Origin of the sequence: Kutzneria sp. CA-103260 (genome assembly GCF_018263855.1) — a bacterium.
GTDB lineage: Bacteria > Actinomycetota > Actinomycetes > Mycobacteriales > Pseudonocardiaceae > Kutzneria.
Genome location: NZ_CP073318.1, coordinates 9,957,821 through 9,975,999 on the forward strand (window position 1 = coordinate 9,957,821; position 18,179 = coordinate 9,975,999).

An 18,179-nucleotide genomic window follows, 5' to 3' on the forward strand; every position below is an offset into this window, starting at 1 on the left:
GGAGACAGCGATGCGCTTCATGGTGATCGTCAAGGCCAGCGCGGAGAGCGAAGCCGGCGTGCTGCCCACGCCCGAGGAGTTCGAGTGCATGGGCAAGTTCAACGAGGAGCTGGTGGACGCCGGCGTGCTGCTGGCCGCCGACGGCCTGCAGTCCAGCGCCAAGGGCGCCCGGATCTACTTCGACGGCGACAAGAAGACCGTGGTGGACGGGCCGTTCACCGAGACCAAGGAGCTGATCGCCGGCTTCTGGCTGGTCGAGATGAAGTCGCTGGAGGAGTGTGTCGAGCGGTTCCGGCGCTGCCCGTGCCCGACGCCCAACGGGCAGACCAACATCGAGATCCGGCGGGTCTTCGAGGCCGAGGACTTCGGCGAGAACTTCACGCCGGAGCGGCAGGCTGCGGTGGAGGAGCTGCGGGCCCGGGCGGCCGAGCAGCACCGCTGAGCAGGACAACCGCGGGCCGGGAAGATCACTCGATCTTCCCGGCCAGGACAAACATGCCCGCTCGGCGCGCGCGACGTAGATACTGTGGGCCGTGCCTACCGACACCCATCGCGCGATCGAGGCTGTCTGGCGGATCGAGTCGCCTCGGCTGGTCGCCGGGCTGACCAGGCTCGTCCGCGATGTCGGTGCGGCCGAGGAGCTGGCGCAGGACGCGCTGGTCGCGGCCCTGGAGCAGTGGCCGGCCGAGGGTGTGCCGAACAATCCCGGGGCGTGGCTGATGACCACGGCCAAGCGCCGGGCCATCGACCAGATCCGGCGCAACGAGACGTTCAAACGCAAGGTCGAGGAGGTCGGCCGGGATCTGGAGGAATCCACCCCGGACATCGGCGCGCTGGTCGCCGAGGACGACGGCATCGGCGACGACCTGCTGCGCCTGGTGTTCGTGGCCTGCCACCCGGTGCTGTCCACGGAGGCCCGCGCGGCGCTGACGCTGCGGCTGCTCGGCGGCCTGGCCACCGACGAGATCGCCCGGGCGTTCCTGGTGCCGGAACCGACTGTGGCGCAACGGATCGTGCGGGCCAAGAAGACTCTGGCCAAGGCCAAGGTGCCGTTCGAGGTGCCGCAGGGCGAGGAGTTGGCGGCCCGGCTCTCCTCGGTGCTGGAGGTCGTCTACCTGATCTTCAACGAGGGTTACTCGGCCACCGCCGGCGATGACTGGATGCGGCCGGCGCTGTGCGAGGACGCCTTGCGGCTGGGCCGGATCCTGGCCCGGCTGGCCCCGCGCGAGCCCGAGGTGCACGGCCTGGTCGCGCTGATGGAGATCCAGGCCTCCCGGGCCGCCGCCCGCACCGGCCCCGGTGGCGAGCCGATCCTGCTGGCCGACCAGAACCGGGCCCGCTGGGACCAACTGCTGATCCGCCGCGGGCTGGCCGCGCTGGAGCAGGCCGAGGCGCTGATCGACGACAAGCCCGGCCCGTACGTTTTGCAGGCCGCCATCGCCGCCTGTCACGCCCGGGCCCGGCGCTTCGACGACACCGACTGGGAACGGATCGCCTGGCTGTACGAGCATCTGGCCGAGGCGATGCCGTCCCCGGTGGTCGAGCTGAACCGCGCGGTGGCGCTGTCCATGGCTTTCGGGCCGGAGACCGGGCTGGCCCTGCTGGACCAGCTGATGGCCTTCCCGGCCATGCAGAACTACCACCTGCTGCCCAGCGTGCGCGGCGACTTCCTGGTGAAACTGGGCCGGCACGCCGAGGCGCGGGCGGAGTTCGAGCGGGCGGCGTCGCTGACCCGCAACGAACGCGAGCGGACCCTGTTGCTGAACCGCGCCGCCGCCTGCGGCTAACGCCCCCTTCCGGGCATCAGCCGGCGACGCGGTCCTGGGCGATGACGCGGCTGGCCTTGATCCGCACCAGGATGTTGCCGGGACCGGAGCCGTAGTCGACGAACTGGGCGGCCTGCTCCGGCGGCAGGTAGCGCTCGGAGATCAGGATGGCACAGCGGCGCAGCTCGGCCGGGTCCTCGGAGATCTCGGCAGTGCCCTCGACCGAGACGAAGGCGTACGGCGGCTGGTCGTCGTCGACCACCAGCGTCACCCGGGGATTGGCCCGCATCGCCTTGCCCTTGACGCTGTCGCCGCCGGTGAACAGCACGACGTCCTCGCCGTCGAGGGCGTACCAGACCGGCACGGCGTGCGGCTGGCCCGAGGCCCGCACGGTCACCAGGATGGCCGTGCGGGACCCTTCGCTGAGGAATTCCCGCTGGCGGGCGGCACTCATCGACTCAGGCATCGTCACCAAGCTCCTTCGGCAGGCCGAGGTCGTCGAACATGCGGGCGTCGAACACGTGGATCTGCGTCACCAGGCCGTCGACCATGCGGAAGACGTCCAGTTTGAACGGTCGGAAGCCGACCTCCCCGGGCCGGCGCAGATAGCTGGCGGCGGCCGGGGTGCGGTTGACCGAGGTCGGCAGCAGCCGCCAGTCGCCCATGCCCTCGGGCCCGAAGGCGATGTCGAACAGCGGCCGCATCGACTCGACGCCCTGGTAGCGCAGGGGCTCCGGTGGCATGTGCACGCGGATGTCCTCACGCACCAGCCGCACGAAATGGTCCACGTCGGCGTGGTGGTGGGCCTCGATCATGTCGGCCAGCAGGGCCTGCTCGTCGCCGCTGGGTTTGGCCGGCGTCCACTGCGTGCCGCGCAGCGTCGTCCGGGCCCGCTGCAACGCGCTGTTCGCCGCCGGCACCGTGAGGTCGAGCAGCCGCGCGGTCTCGGCCGCCGACCAGTCGAGCACGTCACGCAGCAACAGCACCGCCCGCTGCCGCGGCGGCAGCAGCTGGATCGCGGCCAGGAACGCCAGCTCGATGCTCTCCCGCTCGACCACGACCTGGTCCGGCGACAGCTCGTCGAGCAGCGTGTCGGGATAGGGCTGGAGGTAGGGGGCCCGGCGCTTGCGGCTGCGGATGGCGTCCAGGCAGGCGTTGGTGGCGATCTTGTACAGCCAGGCCCGCAGACCGTCGTCGCGCACCTCGGCGCGGGCCCGCCAGGCCCGCAGGAACGTCTCCTGCACCAGGTCGTCGGCGTCCTCGAAGGAGCCGAGCAGCCGGTAGCAGTGCACGTGGAGCTCGCGGCGATGGCGTGCCGTCAGCTCACTGAAGGTGTCCCGGTCCACTGTCGAGGCAGCTTGCCACGGTTCGAGTAGGGCTGTCATGTGAGCTGTAACGACGGCCGGGGGCCGAACTCATCGGTCCCACTCCCACTCGATCCGATAGGCCCCGGCCGGTTGGTCCAGCCACACCGCGCGGACCGTGTTGCGGCCGTCGGCGGTGAGCTCCATCGACGTCGTTGCGCCGCCCTGTGTCGGTTCAGAAGTGGCCCGAAAGTAGCGCGGAACCGCTTCCGAGCGAAAGGACACCTCCAGCACGTACTGCCGGATCGGGGCCGCGAATCGTCGTTCGCACATCACCGACCGGTTGCCGCCGGGAACAAAATCCAGCCCGTATTCGACAACGGTTCGCTCACCCTTGCGCAGGTTCTGGTCGAACCAGAGTTCGGCGGCCAGCAGATGCTGGTCCTCGTCGACGCCGACCCGGCCCAGCCGCACCCCGGCCATCGGCACCACCGTCGGCAGCTGCCCGCCCCGGGTGTCGTCGCGGTAGACGGTGATCATGTGCTTGGCCCGCTCGGTGACCGCCTCCAGCACCGCGATCACCCGGCAGTAGGTCTCCGCGCCGGTGGCGTCCATGTCGTAGCGCTCGTGGTAGCTGAGCACCCGGCGATGCTCGGCCGGCCGCTGGACCTGCGACATCAGGTCCTCGACGGCCTGGCCGAAGTGGCCCCAGAGCTGGCCGGAGGGCACCGGCCGGGCGTTGCCGCGGCCGCGGCGCACCCGGTCGCCGAGCAGCTCCCGCAGCGATCCGTCGGGCACCCGCAGGATCTCCTCGAGCGCGGTCAGCGCCTCCAGTGACTCCGGGCGCTCGGGTCGGCTGCGCCCCCGGGACCAGTAGCTGAGCGTGGCCGTGCTCAGCGTGAATCCCCGCTCAGCGAGCCGGTGGACGATGCGGTCCAGGGTCAGTCCGCTGGCGGTGATCGCACCGTGCAGGGCGGGCGCGAAGTCGCGGCGTTGCGTCATCGCGCCCGATTATCGCGGACCAAAAGCGCGATTGCCAACCCTTCAATGGGCCCTTGACATCGCGGCGCGCGCGGCCGTGTACTGCGTCGGCAACAATTCCACGCCTCTCGTTAACACTTAATTTCCCTGCCTAGTGGAGAAGACGTGAAACATATTTCACGCGTGGCGATCCTGCTCGCCGCGCCCCTGGCGCTCGCCCTGCCCGCGCTCGCCGGCCCCGCCTCCGCCGCCGAGCCGCAGGTCGCGCTCACCGGCGACATCAGCCCGGCCGTCGGCGTCAGCCACCGCGTCGGCGACCTGCCGACCGGAAAACAGCTGAATGTGGCGGTGTCGCTCAAGCTGCGCGACACCGCCGGTCTGGACCGGTTCCTGGCCGACGTCGCCGACCCGCATTCGTCCAACTACGGCCACTACCTCACGCCGTCCCAGTTCGCCGACCGGTTCGGGCCCACGCGCCAGGCCTTCGACCAGGTAAGCGCCTACCTCCAGGCCAGGGGGCTGAAGGTCACCGGGATCAACGGCCAGGCCGTGGACGCCACCGGCACCGCGGCCCAGGTCACCGCCGCGTTCGCCACGCCGCTGGGCGTGTACGACCGTGGCGGCAGGCAGTTCTTCGCCAACGACCGGAATCCGGTGCTGCCGGCCAGCATCGCCGGTCTGGTGCAGGGCGTGTCCGGCCTGAACAGCTACACCGTCCAGCACCACCCCGTCCAGAACCACGCGGCCCAGCCGGCGGCCCCGTCCGGGCTCGGGCCGGCCGCGCTGCGGTCGATCTACGACACCAACGGCATCGGCGCCGACGGCACCGGCCAGACCGTGGCGCTGTGGGAGTTCGACGGCTACAAGCAGTCCGACATCTCCACCTACGACCAGCAGTTCGGCCTGAGCTCCTCGGCCCCGGCCACGGTCTCGGTGGACGGCGCCAACTACGACTCCAGCCCCGGCCAGGGCCAGCCCGAAGTCAGCCTGGACATCGAGATCGTGCAGGCGATGGCCCCCAAGGCCGCGACCCTGGTCTACGAGGCGCCCAACACCGACGCCGGCGAGCTCGACATGGCCAACCAGATCGTCAAGGAGAACAAGGCCCAGGTGGTCTCGATCTCCTGGGGCGAATGCGAGCAGGACAGCACCCCGTCCACGATGACCAGCGTCGACAACGCTTTCAAGCAGGGCGCTGCGCAGGGGCAGAGCTTCTTCGCCGCCTCCGGCGACAACGGCTCCAAGGACTGCACGCGCAGCAACTCCGGACCGAGCGTGGTCGCCGTCGACTTCCCGGCGTCTTCCCCGAACGTCACGGGAGTCGGCGGCACCACGCTCACCGTCGGCAGCAACAACTCCTACGGCTCCGAGACCGTGTGGAACAACTCCATCGGCTCGACCGGCGGCGGCGTGTCCACGGTGTTCGGCGCCCCGAGCTGGCAGACCGGCGTGAACGGCAAGCGGACCGTGCCCGACGTGGCCAGCGACGGCGACCCGAACACCGGCTACTCGGTCTACACCGGCGGGCAGTGGCAGGTCTACGGCGGAACCAGTTGCGCCGCACCGATGTGGGCCGGCTGGGCCGCGCTGTACAACCAGAAGGCCAAGGCCAAGCTGGGCGCCGGCAACCAGGCCATCTACGGCCTCAAGGGCAACACCTTCCATGACATCACCACTGGCAACAACGGCGACTTCAAGGCCGGCCCCGGCTACGACGAGACCACCGGTTGGGGATCGTACGACGGCACCAAGTTGTTCAACGCCCTCAACGGCTCCAGCACCGGCAACACCGTCACGGTGACCAACCCCGGCGACCAGACCACGGCCGTCAACGGCAGCGTGAACCTGCCGATCAAGGCCACTGACTCCTCGTCGTCGGCCAAGCTCAGCTACGCGGCCAGCGGCCTGCCGGCCGGGTTGTCGATCGATGCGGGCACCGGCGTCATCTCCGGCACCGCGACCACCCAGGGCGTCTCGAACGTGACCGTCACCGTCACCGACGACACGCAGGCGTCCGGCAACACCAGCTTCAAGTGGACGGTCGGCACCCCGCCCACCGGCACGGTGACCGTGACCAATCCCGGGAACCAGTGGGGATTCACGGGATACCCGCTGTTCCAGACCGTCCAGATCAGCGCGACGGCCAGTGACGGCGGCGCGCTGACCTTCTCCGCCACCGGTCTGCCGCCCGGCCTGAAGATCAGCGCGTCCGGTGCGATCACCGGCACGCCGACCACGGCCGGCACCTACTCGGTGACGGTGACCGCGGCCGAGGCCAACGGCACCTCGGGCAGCACCACGTTCACCTTCACCGTGTACGGCTTCTGATCCGCGAGACCCCCGCGCCGGGCCACCCCTGCATGGCCCGGCGCGGACCCTTGCCGTCACCGTCGTGTCACCGAAACAGCACGCGATCCACTGTTGTCCGGCGGCCTTGGCGGCGGTCATGATTCGGGAATGCAGGGATACGACGCGGTTGTCGTCGGCAGCGGCCACAACGCGCTGATCACCGCCGCCTACCTGGCCCGGGCCGGCTGGGGCGTGCTGGTGCTGGAGGGCAACGACCGCCCCGGTGGCCTGGTGCGCACCGACGAGCTGACGTTGCCCGGCTTCCGTCACGACAACTTCTCCGCGGCGCATCCGCTGTTCGTCGCCGGTCCGGCCTACGCGGACCTACGGGCCGAGCTGGACCTGGAGTACCTCAACACCCGGTATCCGACCGGTGTCTCGCTGCCCGGCGGCCGCAGCTCCGTGGTGTCGACCGACCTGGACGAGAACATCGTCGAGTTCAACCGGCTCTCGCCCGGTGACGGGGACTCGCTGGCCGAGTTGTTCCAGGAGTTCGGGCCGGCCATCGAGACCGTGTTCGCGCTGTGCTCGGCCGACCTCACCGCACCCAGTTCGGCCGTCGCGATCCAGAGCCTGATGCACACCTCGGACGGCGGCTTCTCCGACTTCGCGCACATGTTCACGTTGAGCGCGCGGGCCTTGCTGCAGCAGCGGTTCCGCTCACCCGAGCTGCACGCCATGCTCGCGCCGTGGGCGACGCACCTCGGCCGGGCCGTGGACGACGCCAACAGCGGCACCTGGACCGTGCTGGTGCTGGCCGCGATCACCATGGCCGGCATGCCGATTCCCCGTGGTGGCAGCGAGGAACTGGTCAAGGCGCTGGTCAAACTGATCGAGCGGCACGGCGGTCGCGTCCAGTGTGGACAGTGGGTGAAACAGGTTCTGGTCAAGGACGGGCACGCCGTCGGCGTGCGTACCGCCGACGACGAGGTCGTGCCCGTCCGGCGGGCCGTGGTCGCCTCCGTCAACCCGGACCAGCTGTACTTGAAGCTGCTGGACCACGGGCACGGCGTCACCCCGCCCGCGCTTCGCAAGCAGGCCAAGGACTATCGCTACGGACTCGGCGCGTTCCAGGTCCACCTGGCGTTGTCCGGGCCCGCGCGGTTCCACGACGAGCGGCTGATGCATGCCGGACAGCCGCATCTGACCGGCGGCCTGAACGCGATCTCCCGTGCAACCAACGAAGCCCTGCGTGGTTTGCTGCCGGTGGAGCCGACGATCTCCTGGGACACTCCGTCCACATTGGACCCTTCGCGCTGCCCGCCCGGCCGGGCCGTGGCCCGGCTGCAAATGCTCGAGGTGCCAACGGCTGTGTCCGGCGACGCCGCCGACCGGATCCCTGTCGGTTCAGACGGCTGGACCGAGGACGTCAAGAACGCCTTCGCCGACCGGGTGATCGACGAGGCCGCCAAGCACGTGCCGGGTCTGCACGACATCATCCTGGATCGGTACCTGATCAGCCCGCGCGAGCTGGCCGCGTTCAACCCCAACTGCGGGCCGGGCGATCCGTTCGGCGGCAGCCACGACCTGGCCCAGAGCTACCTGTTCAGCCCGCTGCCCGGCCAGCCCAGCCACCGCACCGTGGTGCCCAACCTCTACATGGTCGGCGCGGCCACCTGGCCCGGCCACGGCATCAGCGGCGGCTCCGGCTACATCGTGGCTCAGGAACTGATGGACTGAAACCCAGCCCAGCCGCTGATGGCGAAACCGTCGCCGTTCTCCTTGACCTCGACCGCCCCGTGTCCGGCGAAGTGCGCCGGCACGACGAGTTCACGCTCGTCCGCGGCCCGGCCCAGCACCCGGCGGCGGGTGGCCCGCGCCTGTCCCTGGTCCAGGCAGAACATGCTGTTGCACAACGGATCCGTGAGCTGGTACGGGCTGTGCACCATGTCGCCGACGAACACCGCCCGGTCGGTCCCGGACCGCAGCCGCAGCAGCGCCGAGCCCGGCGTGTGCCCGGGCGCGGCCTCCAGTTCGAGGTTCTCGTCGATGCGGAAGCTGGTGTCCCACAACGTGGCCAGGCCGGCGGCGAGGATCGGGGCCACACTGTCGTCGTGCACGGCCGAGCCGCGGAAGTGCTCCTCGTCGGCACGGGGGATGAGGTAGGCGGCGTTGGGGAAGGTCGGCGTCCACTCGCCGCCGAGGTTGTGGGTGTTCCAGCCGACGTGATCGGCGTGCACGTGGGTGTTGACCACGACGTCCACGTCGCCCGGATCCACGATGTCGGTCAGCCGCTCCAGGAAGTCCGTCTGCCAGCCGTTGAACAGCGGATTGGGGCGCACCCGGTCGTTTCCGACGCCGGTGTCGACCAGGATGGTGCGACCGGCGCTGCGCAGCACCCAGGTCTGCGCGGCGGCGATCATGACGCCGGTCGCCGGGTCGTGGTGGTCGGGGACGAGCCAGCCCGGCGCGGGGTCCGGTGTGCCCGGCACGAGCGTGTGCAGTGGTCCGAAGCCGCCGTGCCGCTCGACGACCCTGGTGATCTCGACGTCCCCCAGCTTGATGGTGTCCATGGCGTTCAGTCTTGCGCTCGCGGGTGAGCGTTCCAATGCTTGCAATGGTCGATCGCATGCTTGATACGCTCACCGTATGGACGTGGTGAGTGATGTGATCACCGTGCTGCGCACCGGGCGGCCGTCGTCCAGCCGCACCTCGGTGGACATCCGGTGGCAGCTGCCGTTCGACGCCTATGAGGGCGCCGGCTTTCACGTGCTGCTACGGGGAAACTGCTCGCTGCTCAGCGACTTCGGCGAGCCCGTGCGGCTCGGCGTAGGGGATGTGGTGCTGCTTCCGCACGGCAGCGCGCACTCGCTGGCCGGCGACGGCACCGAACTGCTCTGCGGCAAGTACCGGCTCGACCGGTCCCGGTCACATCCACTGCTCAGCGAGCTGCCCGAGATCATCCACCTGCCCGCGACCGTCGGCCGGCATCCGGAGCTGCGGGCGGCCATCGACCTGCTCGGCGGCGAGGTCGAGGCCGACCGCTCGGGGCGGGACGCCGTCGTGTCGGGCCTGCTGGATCTGCTTCTCGCCTACATGCTGCGGGCTTGGCTGGAGGACAACCCCGGCACGGGCTGGTCCCTGGCGCTCGCCGATCCCGCGGTGGCGGGCGCGCTGCGCGCCATCCACGACGACCCGGCCCGGCCGTGGACCGTGCCCGAACTCGCCACCCTGGTCGGACAATCCCGGGCCACCCTGGCCCGGCGGTTCGCCACGTTCGTCGGCCAACCGCCGATGGCCTACCTGACCTGGTGGCGGATGACCCGGGCCGCCCGCCTGCTCCGCGACTCCGACGCGCCCCTGTCGGCCATCGCCCGGCAGGTCGGCTACGAGTCCCCGTTCGCCTTCTCCCACGCGTTCAAGCGGCTGTTCGGCCAGTCGCCCAACCAGTACCGGCTCTCGGAGGTCTCCTGATGTTGCGCTGTGCCGTCCTCGACGACTACCAGGACGCGGCGCGGTCGCTGGCCGACTGGAGTCGCGTCGAGCTCACCGTCTTCCGCGAGCACATGGCTTCGGAGGACGAAGTGGCGGCCGCGCTGGCCGACTTCGACGTGGTCGTGATCATGCGGGAGCGGACGCCCTTTCCGGCAACGCTGTTGGCCCGCCTGCCCCGGCTGCGGCTGCTGATCACGTCCGGAATGCGCAACGCCGCCATCGACCTCACGGCCGCGGCTTCCCATGGCGTCACGGTGTGCGGGACGGCCAGCCGATCCGAGCCGCCGGTCGAGCTGACCTGGGCGCTCATCCTCGGGCTGTGCCGGCACCTCGTGCCGGAGAACGTCGCGTTCCGCGCCGGCGGGCCCTGGCAGAGCACCATCGGCACCGACCTCGCCGGGGCCACCCTCGGGCTGATCGGCTTGGGCAAGATCGGCACCCGGGTCGCCACGATCGCCCGCGCCTTCGGCATGGAAGTGCAGGCGTGGAGCCAGAACCTGACATCCGAACGCTGCGAGGCCGTGGGTGCCTCGTTGGCGCCCTCTTTGCCGGACCTCATGGCCGCGAGCGATGTCGTGTCCGTGCACCTGGCCCTGAGCGACCGCACCCGCGGTCTGGTCGACGCTGCGGCTCTGGCCGCCATGAAGCCGTCATCCTTGCTGGTCAACACCTCGCGGGCGGCGATCGTGGACACCGACGCGCTGGTCTCGGCGCTGAGCGCCGGCCGTCTGGCCGGGGCGGGGCTCGACGTCTTCGACCTCGAACCCCTGCCGGCCGACCATCCACTTCGGACACTGCCCACCGTGCTGGCCACGCCCCATCTCGGCTACGTGACCTACGGCAACTACTCCCGGTACTTCGTCGAGGCGGTCGAGGACATCGACGCTTTCGCCGCCGGCGCCCCGATCCGGCTGTTGGGTTAACGCAGCCGCGGCCGGAAGCTGTCGAACAGCACCAGGATGTGCTGCGAGTTCACGCCGGCCGCCTCGAACAGGCCCTTGACCCGCTCCGGGAGCGGCCGGAACGGGTCGTTCTCCCGGGTCGGCGGCAGACCCTCGGCGTCACCCAGCAGTGACTCCGGCGTGGCCAGCGTGGTCAGCCGGTAGTAGCGCCAGCGGGGCGCGGTCGAGTCGGCCACCACGACCTCGCGGCCGTTGCGGATGATCACGCTGGCCCGCTTGTCGTTGTAGGCCATGGTCACGCAGTTGCCGCCGACCAGGGTGGCGATCCGGGCGGCCGCGCGGCGCGGGTTCCTGAACGTGCCCTTGGAGACCCAGACCCCGTCGATCAGGTCCACCTCCAGGCCCGCGCTCTCGAACGCCGCCCGCAGCTCCGCGTGCGGATCGTCGGCCGAGTCCACGGCCAGTTCGATCACCCAGTCCACATCGGTGCGGGTCACCACCCGGGCGTAGGGCTGGTCCGGGTGGTACAGGTAGCGCTCGGCCTGCTCCGCCTCCGCGAACGCCGCCACCTCGGCCGCCTTGTCCCACGCCGACTTGGCGATCGCGTCGTTCGGACCGCTGCCGAACAGGTCCGCCTCCTGGCACAGCAGGGCCAGACCCACCGCGATCAGGGAGCTGAGGTACGACTCCAGTTGCCCCGGGACCGCCTCGCCGTCGTTCAGGGGGAGCGTGGACACCACGTCCCGCAGCTCCGGCCGCCACTCCTCGCCCGACTCCCAGACGCCCGCTGCCAGCAGGTCCAGGTACAGCCGCGCCACCGTCATGCGCAGCTCCGGCCAGGGGTGCGGCTCCGTCGTCACCGCCTCCCGCATGACCTTGAGCCGGTTGCGCCACAGGTGCCGCTGGTTCGGCGGGATCACCGGCGCGCTGGGCGACGTGGACGGGAACACCATGTCCGTGAGCGACGGCCCCAGTGAGTGGGTGACCCCGCCGATCCACTCGTCCCAGTCGGTCGTCGGCACCCGGGGCGTGGTCTTGGCCTCGGCCAGCAGGTGGTTCAGGTCGCTGGCGAAGCGCTGGGACAGGGTCTGATCTGCGTAGACCTCGGCCATTTTGAGATGCCGGGCCAGTCTCGGCTGGTGGTGGTCGGTCCCGGTCTCCACGTCGCCCCCTCGGGATGATCGGCGGTGTGCCCTAAACCTACGCAATGACAGCCCCGCATATGGGCCGTCTGGTCAGGGGTCCTGCTCACAGTCGCCCGAAAGCCCCCGATTGTGAGGGCCGGTCACCTGGACATACATACCGGCTGTATGTATGTTTGCGGCGTGGACATCGAACTCAGCGGCGGCCGACTCCGCTACCAGGAGGTCGGCTCTGGTCCGCCCGTCGTTTTCGTGCACGGATTGCTGGTCAACGGCGACCTGTGGCGCAAGGTCGTGCCGGTCGTGGCCGGCGCCGGCTATCGGTGCCTGGTGCCCGACTGGCCCCTCGGCGCCCACTCCGTCCCCATGCCCCGCGCCGACCTCAGCCCGCCCGGCGTCGCGGCGCTCATCGCCGAGTTCCTGGACCGGCTGGATCTTCGCGACGTCACCCTCATCGCCAACGACACCGGCGGGGCGATCACCCAACTGGTGATGGCCGATCATCCGGCGCGCATCGGGCGGGTCGTGCTCACCCCGTGCGACTGCTTCGAGGCCTTTTTCCCCTCGGTGTTCGCCCCACTGCCCCGATTCGTGCGCATCCCCGGTGCCACCTGGCTGCTCGTGCAGGCGCTGCGGCTGCGGGCCCTGCACCGACTGCCCCTGACTTTCGGCTGGGTCGCCAAACGGAACCCGCCGGCCGACGTCATCGACTCGTACTTGATGCCCAGCCGGATCAGTCCCGAGGTGCGGGCCGACCTTCGCCGGTTCGTCGCTGGCGTGCACAACCGATACACCCTCGCCGCCGCCTCCCGGCTCGGCGACTTCGATCGCCCCGTGCTGTTGGCCTGGGCCCGTGAGGAAAAGCTGTTCCCGATCTCCCTCGCCCGACGGCTGGCCGCCGTGCTGCCCGACGCCCGACTCGAGTTGATCGAAGACTCTTACACGTTCGTGTCCGAGGACCAGCCGCAAGCGCTTGCCCGGCTCGTGGTGAACTTTCTCGGTGCCACGACGTAGCCAGGAGGAGCGCACCCGCTCCACCCGGTCCGCCCTCACCACCGCCGCCCGGACGCTGTTCGCCTCCCGCGGCTACTCCGCCGTGTCCACCGACGAGATCGTCCGGGCCGCCGGCGTCACCCGCGGGGCCCTCTACCACCACTACGCCGACAAACAGGCCCTGTTCGAGGACGTGTTCGAGCAGTTGGAGGGGGAGATCTCCGACGAGATCTCCGCCGTCTTCGCCGACGCCGCCGACCACCTCTCCGCCATGGCCGCCGGCGTCACCCGCTTCCTCGACATCTGCCAGCGGCCCGAGGTCCTGCGCATCGCCCTCACCGACGCCCCCGCCGTGCTCGGCTGGTCCCGCTGGCGGGAGATCGAGGCCCGCCACGGCCTGCGCCTGATCACCGCCAAGCTCTCCGCCGCGGCCGCCGACGGCCTCGTCGCGACGTCGTCCACCGAGGCCCTGGCCCAACTCGTCCTCAGCGCCGTCATCGAGTCCGCCCTCATGATCGCCAACGGCGCCGACCGCGACCCCACCCAGCAGGCCCTCACCACCCTGCTGCTGGGGCTCGTCCACCGATGACCGTCCGGCGATTCGGGCCTGGCGACCCAGCCCGACATGGCATGCTCGTCACGGCGTTCCGCTCAGCGGCTCGGCCGCTCGGCAGTGAAAGGCGAGACGAGTGACCACCTGGACCGACGTGATCAACTATGTCCGGACCCGGCACGAGGTGCTGGAGGACACCGGCTCGTGGCTGCGCTTCCGCCTCGAGTGCGCCGGTGACCGCACCCAGCAGGTCGCCGTGCACCACGTCCCCGACCTCGACGGCGCCGAGTGGTTCGAGATCTCCTCGCCCGTCGGCCACGCCGACGCCATCGACCTGCGCCGCCTGCTCGAACTCGCCGGCCAGTCCACCATCGGCGCCGCCGCCGTGGTCGACGGTGTCGCCCTCCTCAAGCACTCCGCCCCGCTGGAGGACCTCAGCGTCCTCGACGAGTTCGCCCGCCCCCTCGAACTCCTCGTCGCCCGCGCCGACACCCTGGAGCAGGAACTCACCTCGGCCGACGAGTTCTGACCGCTACGGGCCCTCCAGCTCCTCGCGGATCTTCTCCTGCACCTGCCACATGTAGGCCAGCCCGAGCTCGGCCAGCTTCTGGTCGGCCGCCGGGTCCCGTCGCCATGCCGCCGCGGCCTCGGCCCCGCGTTCGCGGATGAACTCCGCCTCGTAGTCGATGTCGTGGTCGTTCACCTCGGCGCCGTCGAGGTAGGCGGCCCACACGTCGGGAATGCGGCCCTTGGCCATGCCCTCGAACTTCAGCAGCGCCTGCCAGAACCCGGTCTCCACCTCGATCTCGACCGTCGCCGCGACCCCGTCGAGCGCACCCTGGTAGATCAGCTGCACGCCGCCCATCCCGCCCCGGTTCTCCCCGGTGAGCTCGAACCCCGACGAGCCGAGCCACTCGACGAGAGCCGTCACCGAGTCGGGTTGTGTTGTCATCACTGTCCTTCCGGTGGAACTCGACGCCTCAGAGCGCGAACGGACGGTACTGCATGGCCTTGTCCACGATCTGCTCGGCAGTGAGGTCCTCCTCGCCCTTGGCGGGCCAGAAGATCAGGTCGCCGATGTGGGGGTTGGGGATGCCCCGTGCGAGCTGGTCGAGCCATTCGCTGATCTGGTCCTCGTCACCCCCGTGGCGGATGACGCGCTCGACCAGTGCGATCATTTCCTCCTGGGTCAGTCGTTCCATGGTGTGCTCCCCGTCTGCTGCGCCAAGGCCCGCCGCAGGCCGATGATGCTCGGCTCGCGGCCGGTCTCCGCCAAGCCGAGGCCCTCGATGTGGATGAGCACCCTGGTGACGGCGCCGGGGTTGGTCGTGTTCAGCCGGGTGATCTCGTTGAAGCAGCTGGCGAAGGTGAAGTGCGTCCGCTCCGCGAGTTCCCCCGGATCGGTGATCTCGGGGCCGCCGGCGAAGGGCGGAGTCGCGACGATGATCGCCGGCGAACCGTCACCGCGCGTGTTGGCCAGCACCTGGGACCTGCCCACCTCGGGAGTGCCGCCGTACCGGTCATGCGCGAGGTGGAACTTCACGATCTGGGCGTCACAGTCGTGGGACACAGCCGATCCGGCGCCGACTCGAAAATCCAGCCACGGCAGATCTTCCAGTGCGCGCTGCCAATCCTCCACTGTGGACGGTGCAACGGAGGCCAGGACGTACTGCACTGCGGTCACCCTTCATCGTTGTGCGGTGGCGGTTCGCCCGAAGAGTGTGCGCTCTTTTCGGCGCGCCACCGGCTTGGGCTGCACCCGAACCGTCCCCGGAACCAGCGGGAGAAGTTGCTCGATGAGGAGAAGGACAGGAGGGTGGCGATCTCGGTCAGGGAGTGACGTCGGCCGCCCACCATCTGTTCGGCCAGTCCGGCCCGCACCGAGTTCAACACCGACGAAAACGTCTCGTTCTCGTCGGTGAGGCGCCGGTGGACGGTTCTGCGGTCGACGCCGAGGCTGCGGGCCACCTGCTCGACGGAGCATCGACCAGTCGGCAGCAGAAGCTCGATGAGTTCCCGGACCCGATCCAGGGTCGTCGTTTCCGCTGGGAATCCGAGGGAGTCGAGGAACTGTCGCGCGTAGGTGCGCAACTGCGGGTCCGATGTCCTGTTCGGCGTGTCAAGATCGGCTTCATAGCACACGATCCCGTTGAATTCGTGCTCGAACCTGAGCGCGGGGCCAAAGAACCTTCGATGGGCGCTCGGGTCCGCCGGCGCCCGGTGGGTGAAGCAGACGGCGAGCGGCTGCCACTGGGTGCCAAGGAAATCGCGCAGCAGCCGGTGGAGCGTGCCCACCGCGAGCTCGGTCGCCTGCCTGGACTCCGCGGGTTCACCGAAGTCGAAGCCGACGCGCACAGTGGCCAGCCCGTTCGTGACCGACAAGCGCATTCGCAGCGCCTCGTTGTACATGTTCTCGTGGCGGACCAGCGTGCCGAGGGCGCCGCGGAGATCTGGCTCCTCGCGGACGACCAGGCTCAGCGGGCCGAGGTTGGCCAAACGTCGACGTTCGGCCAGTTTCAGACCGAAGTCCTCGCGGCCGGACGTCGCCGCTGACTGCTCGAGGAGCCGGGCGATCGCCACGGCGGGAATCCAGCGATCCGGAAGGCCCAGGCTGGGCGGGTCGAGACCGACGCATCTCATCAACGGTGCCGGGTCGATACCGGCCAACTGGCTGACCTCGATATAGCCGTTCAACGCGGCGTAGCGGGCGAGGGCTTTCATGACCGTGTCCCGGATTGAATACTCGGCTGTCACCTCAGGATAAGTATCGGACCTCGATGCCGCCTACCGTCGGTGCTGTACGTGTCCGATGCGCGCCACACGCCAAGAAATTCGAGGAGAACGCCGTGGCAAACGCGGTTCGCTACTACGAAACGGGTGGCCCGGAGGTCATGCGATGGGAAACCGTCGAGGTCGGCGATCCGGGTCCGGGCCAGGCCCGCGTCCGCCATGAGGCGGTCGGACTGAACTTCGCCGACACGTACTTCCGCTCCGGCCTCTACCCGGTGGAGCTGCCCGCAGGCATGGGCGTGGCAGCGGCCGGTGTGGTCGAGGCCGTCGGACCAGGGGTGGCCCACGTGCGGGAGGGCGATCGCGTCACCTACACCGGCAGCCCACTTGGGGCCTACAGCACCGAGCGCGTGATGCCCGCCGCGTCACTGATCGCGCTCCCGGACACGATCGGCTTCGACACTGCCGCTGCGATGACCATGCGCGGGCTGACCGCGGCCTACCTGCTCCGCCGGATCCACCCGCTGAAGGCCGGAGACACCGTCCTGCTGCACGCGGCGGCCGGTGGCGTCGGCCTGATCGTCACGCAGTGGGCGAAACTTCTGGGCCTCACGGTGATCGGCACGGTGTCGACGGAGGAGAAGGCTGAGATAGCGCGTGCCCACGGGTGCGACCACGCGGTGGTCTATCCACGCGAGGACGTGGCCGGACGGGTCCGTGAACTCACCGGTGGCGCCGGTGTGCCAGTCGTGTTCGACAGCATCGGGCGGTCGACTTTCCTGGCCTCCCTCGATTCGCTCGCCCGGCGCGGCCTGCTGGTGTGCTTCGGAACCGCGTCCGGGCTGATCCCACCGATCGACGCCAGGCAGCTCGCCGTCAAGGGATCGCTGTTCGTGACCCGGCCGGCGCTCGCCGACTACATCGCCGACCCCGTGGAGCGCTCGGAGCTGTCGGCAGAGCTCTTCGGCCATGTCGAGTCGGGCCGCATCAAGATCGACATCAACCAGCGCTACGCCCTGACCGATGCCGTGCGGGCTCACCGCGACCTGGAGGCGGGCCGCAGCGTCGGCTCGTCCGTCTTCTCGCTGTGACCACGGCAGAAAACCCGATCCGAGGAAGTCTCATGACCAACACCAGTGAGCTGACGCGCTCGGCCCCCGCCGGGTCGGCGATCAGATTCGAACCGCTCACCCGCTCCATCGGCGCCGAGCTGGTCGGCGTGAACCTCGCGGACGTGGTCCGGGAAGACGCGCTGTTCGTCGAGCTGAAGGCACTGCTGCTCCAGTACAAGGTCCTGTTCCTGCGCGATCAGGACATCAGCCGCGCCGAACACGTGGCCTTCGCACGGCGTTTCGGCGAGCTCGAAGACCACCCGGTCGCCGACAGCGATCCGGAACATCCCGGCCTGGTCCGGATCTACAAGGACCTCGACAGTCCGGCCGAGCACTACGAGAACGCCTACCACTGCGACGCCACCTGGCGGGAGAAGCCGCCAATGGGATGCGTGCTGCGCTGTGTGGAGACACCCGAGGTCGGTGGCGACACCATCTGGGTGAACATGGCCGAGGCCTACGCGAAGCTGCCCGACCACGTCAGGACGCGGATCGACGGGCTACGGGCCAGGCACAGCATCGAGGCCACGTTCGGTGCCGAGATGCCGATGGATCAACGACACCGGCTGAAGGAACGCTTTCCCGACGCGGAGCACCCGGTCGTGCGCACCCATCCGGAAACCGGGGAAAAGATACTCTTCGTCAACGGGTTCGCCACGCATCTCGTCAACTTCCACACCCGGGAGAACGTCCGCTACGGCATTGACTACGCCCCCGGCGGCAGCAACCTGCTCAACTACCTGATCGCCCAGGCCTCGGTCCCGGAATACCAGGTCCGCTGGCGCTGGGCCAAGAACAGCGTCGCGATCTGGGACAACAGGTCGACGCAGCACTACGCGGTCCAGGACTACTGGCCTGCCGTCCGCAAGATGGAGCGGGCCGGAATCATGGGCGACCAACCATTCTGACGTC

20 protein-coding genes are annotated in these 18,179 nt (G+C 69.6%); 11 read left to right on the top strand and 9 right to left on the bottom strand.

What is annotated here, in order from left to right; genetic code table 11:
* Positions 1 to 10 precede the first annotated feature (10 nt).
* Positions 11 to 442, top strand: coding sequence for a YciI family protein (locus JJ691_RS44595; protein WP_211765440.1), 432 nt, complete (start codon positions 11 to 13; stop codon positions 440 to 442).
* A gap of 91 nt (positions 443 to 533) precedes the next feature.
* A complete protein-coding gene (locus JJ691_RS44600) occupies positions 534 to 1,787 on the top strand; it encodes an RNA polymerase sigma factor (protein ID WP_442912561.1) in 1,254 nt (417 codons plus the stop codon).
* A gap of 16 nt (positions 1,788 to 1,803) precedes the next feature.
* Here the strand turns inward: JJ691_RS44600 and JJ691_RS44605 are convergent, their stop codons facing one another.
* The 3 genes from JJ691_RS44605 to JJ691_RS44615 all read right to left on the bottom strand — a co-directional run bounded on the left by JJ691_RS44605 (position 1,804) and on the right by JJ691_RS44615 (position 4,072).
* Positions 1,804 to 2,232, bottom strand: a complete 429-nt coding sequence (locus JJ691_RS44605; RefSeq protein WP_211765441.1) for a PPOX class F420-dependent oxidoreductase — start codon at positions 2,230 to 2,232, stop codon at positions 1,804 to 1,806.
* Complete coding sequence (locus tag JJ691_RS44610) at positions 2,225 to 3,112, bottom strand: sigma-70 family RNA polymerase sigma factor (protein WP_249227427.1); 888 nt, start codon at positions 3,110 to 3,112, stop codon at positions 2,225 to 2,227. Before JJ691_RS44610 ends, JJ691_RS44605 begins: the two co-directional genes overlap by 8 nt.
* Before the next feature lie 69 nt (positions 3,113 to 3,181).
* Complete coding sequence (locus tag JJ691_RS44615; protein ID WP_211765443.1) at positions 3,182 to 4,072, bottom strand: hypothetical protein; 891 nt, start codon at positions 4,070 to 4,072, stop codon at positions 3,182 to 3,184.
* A 162-nt stretch (positions 4,073 to 4,234) separates the two neighbouring features.
* On the opposite strand from JJ691_RS44615, the gene JJ691_RS44620 reads away from it, so the two are divergent.
* Positions 4,235 to 6,379 (top strand): protease pro-enzyme activation domain-containing protein, encoded by a 2,145-nt coding sequence (locus JJ691_RS44620; protein WP_249227428.1) that lies wholly within the window; start codon positions 4,235 to 4,237, stop codon positions 6,377 to 6,379.
* A gap of 129 nt (positions 6,380 to 6,508) precedes the next feature.
* Positions 6,509 to 8,080, top strand: a complete 1,572-nt coding sequence (locus JJ691_RS44630; RefSeq protein WP_211765444.1) for a phytoene desaturase family protein — start codon at positions 6,509 to 6,511, stop codon at positions 8,078 to 8,080.
* Here JJ691_RS44630 and JJ691_RS44635 read toward each other — a convergent pair.
* Positions 8,062 to 8,913 (bottom strand): MBL fold metallo-hydrolase, encoded by an 852-nt coding sequence (locus JJ691_RS44635; protein WP_211765445.1) that lies wholly within the window; start codon positions 8,911 to 8,913, stop codon positions 8,062 to 8,064. The two genes, JJ691_RS44630 and JJ691_RS44635, sit on opposite strands and share 19 nt — an antisense overlap.
* Positions 8,914 to 8,989: 76 nt before the next feature.
* On the opposite strand from JJ691_RS44635, the gene JJ691_RS44640 reads away from it, so the two are divergent.
* Entirely contained in the window at positions 8,990 to 9,814 is an 825-nt protein-coding gene (locus JJ691_RS44640) for an AraC family transcriptional regulator (RefSeq protein ID WP_211765446.1), read from the top strand.
* Between the two features lie 2 nt (positions 9,815 to 9,816).
* A complete protein-coding gene (locus JJ691_RS44645; protein WP_211772122.1) occupies positions 9,817 to 10,758 on the top strand; it encodes a D-2-hydroxyacid dehydrogenase family protein in 942 nt (313 codons plus the stop codon).
* On the opposite strand, the gene JJ691_RS44650 is transcribed toward JJ691_RS44645, so the two are convergent.
* A complete protein-coding gene (locus JJ691_RS44650) occupies positions 10,755 to 11,900 on the bottom strand; it encodes a hypothetical protein (RefSeq protein WP_211765447.1) in 1,146 nt (381 codons plus the stop codon). The genes JJ691_RS44645 and JJ691_RS44650 overlap by 4 nt on opposite strands.
* A gap of 162 nt (positions 11,901 to 12,062) precedes the next feature.
* Between JJ691_RS44650 and JJ691_RS44655 the strand changes: the two genes are divergently transcribed.
* The 3 genes from JJ691_RS44655 (at position 12,063) to JJ691_RS44665 (ending at position 13,954) form a co-directional block, all read left to right on the top strand.
* Positions 12,063 to 12,893, top strand: coding sequence for an alpha/beta fold hydrolase (locus tag JJ691_RS44655; protein ID WP_249227429.1), 831 nt, complete (start codon positions 12,063 to 12,065; stop codon positions 12,891 to 12,893).
* Complete coding sequence (locus JJ691_RS44660) at positions 12,880 to 13,461, top strand: TetR/AcrR family transcriptional regulator (RefSeq protein ID WP_211765449.1); 582 nt, start codon at positions 12,880 to 12,882, stop codon at positions 13,459 to 13,461. Before JJ691_RS44655 ends, JJ691_RS44660 begins: the two co-directional genes overlap by 14 nt.
* A 100-nt stretch (positions 13,462 to 13,561) precedes the next feature.
* Entirely contained in the window at positions 13,562 to 13,954 is a 393-nt protein-coding gene (locus JJ691_RS44665) for a hypothetical protein (RefSeq protein WP_211765450.1), read from the top strand.
* Between the two features lie 3 nt (positions 13,955 to 13,957).
* Here the strand turns inward: JJ691_RS44665 and JJ691_RS44670 are convergent, their stop codons facing one another.
* The 4 genes from JJ691_RS44670 to JJ691_RS44685 are packed head-to-tail and all read right to left on the bottom strand — an operon-like array spanning position 13,958 to position 16,146.
* Positions 13,958 to 14,377: a hypothetical protein gene (locus JJ691_RS44670; RefSeq protein ID WP_211765451.1), complete on the bottom strand. Its 420-nt coding sequence runs from the start codon at positions 14,375 to 14,377 to the stop codon at positions 13,958 to 13,960.
* Positions 14,378 to 14,405: 28 nt separating this feature from the next.
* Entirely contained in the window at positions 14,406 to 14,627 is a 222-nt protein-coding gene (locus tag JJ691_RS44675; RefSeq protein ID WP_211765452.1) for a bacteriocin immunity protein, read from the bottom strand.
* Complete coding sequence (locus tag JJ691_RS44680) at positions 14,615 to 15,109, bottom strand: hypothetical protein (RefSeq protein WP_211765453.1); 495 nt, start codon at positions 15,107 to 15,109, stop codon at positions 14,615 to 14,617. The genes JJ691_RS44675 and JJ691_RS44680 overlap by 13 nt, the downstream gene beginning before the upstream one ends.
* Positions 15,106 to 16,146, bottom strand: coding sequence for an AraC family transcriptional regulator (locus tag JJ691_RS44685; RefSeq protein WP_211765454.1), 1,041 nt, complete (start codon positions 16,144 to 16,146; stop codon positions 15,106 to 15,108). Before JJ691_RS44685 ends, JJ691_RS44680 begins: the two co-directional genes overlap by 4 nt.
* Before the next feature lie 125 nt (positions 16,147 to 16,271).
* Here JJ691_RS44685 and JJ691_RS44690 point away from each other — a divergent pair, with 125 nt between their 5' ends.
* Entirely contained in the window at positions 16,272 to 17,246 is a 975-nt protein-coding gene (locus JJ691_RS44690; protein WP_211765455.1) for a quinone oxidoreductase family protein, read from the top strand.
* A gap of 32 nt (positions 17,247 to 17,278) precedes the next feature.
* Positions 17,279 to 18,175 carry a TauD/TfdA dioxygenase family protein gene (locus JJ691_RS44695; RefSeq protein WP_211765456.1) on the top strand — a complete coding sequence of 299 codons (897 nt, stop codon included), beginning with the start codon at positions 17,279 to 17,281 and terminating at the stop codon, positions 18,173 to 18,175.
* Positions 18,176 to 18,179 lie beyond the last annotated feature (4 nt).

Coding starts and splice junctions, on each gene's coding strand:
- JJ691_RS44595 (WP_211765440.1), top strand. CDS start 11: ATGCGCTTCATGGTGATCGTCAAGGCCAGCGCGGAGAGCGAAGCCGGC.
- JJ691_RS44605 (WP_211765441.1), bottom strand. CDS start 2,232: ATGCCTGAGTCGATGAGTGCCGCCCGCCAGCGGGAATTCCTCAGCGAA.
- JJ691_RS44615 (WP_211765443.1), bottom strand. CDS start 4,072: ATGACGCAACGCCGCGACTTCGCGCCCGCCCTGCACGGTGCGATCACC.
- JJ691_RS44630 (WP_211765444.1), top strand. CDS start 6,509: ATGCAGGGATACGACGCGGTTGTCGTCGGCAGCGGCCACAACGCGCTG.
- JJ691_RS44635 (WP_211765445.1), bottom strand. CDS start 8,913: ATGGACACCATCAAGCTGGGGGACGTCGAGATCACCAGGGTCGTCGAG.
- JJ691_RS44640 (WP_211765446.1), top strand. CDS start 8,990: ATGGACGTGGTGAGTGATGTGATCACCGTGCTGCGCACCGGGCGGCCG.
- JJ691_RS44670 (WP_211765451.1), bottom strand. CDS start 14,377: ATGACAACACAACCCGACTCGGTGACGGCTCTCGTCGAGTGGCTCGGC.
- JJ691_RS44675 (WP_211765452.1), bottom strand. CDS start 14,627: ATGGAACGACTGACCCAGGAGGAAATGATCGCACTGGTCGAGCGCGTC.
- JJ691_RS44685 (WP_211765454.1), bottom strand. CDS start 16,146: ATGAAAGCCCTCGCCCGCTACGCCGCGTTGAACGGCTATATCGAGGTC.
- JJ691_RS44695 (WP_211765456.1), top strand. CDS start 17,279: ATGACCAACACCAGTGAGCTGACGCGCTCGGCCCCCGCCGGGTCGGCG.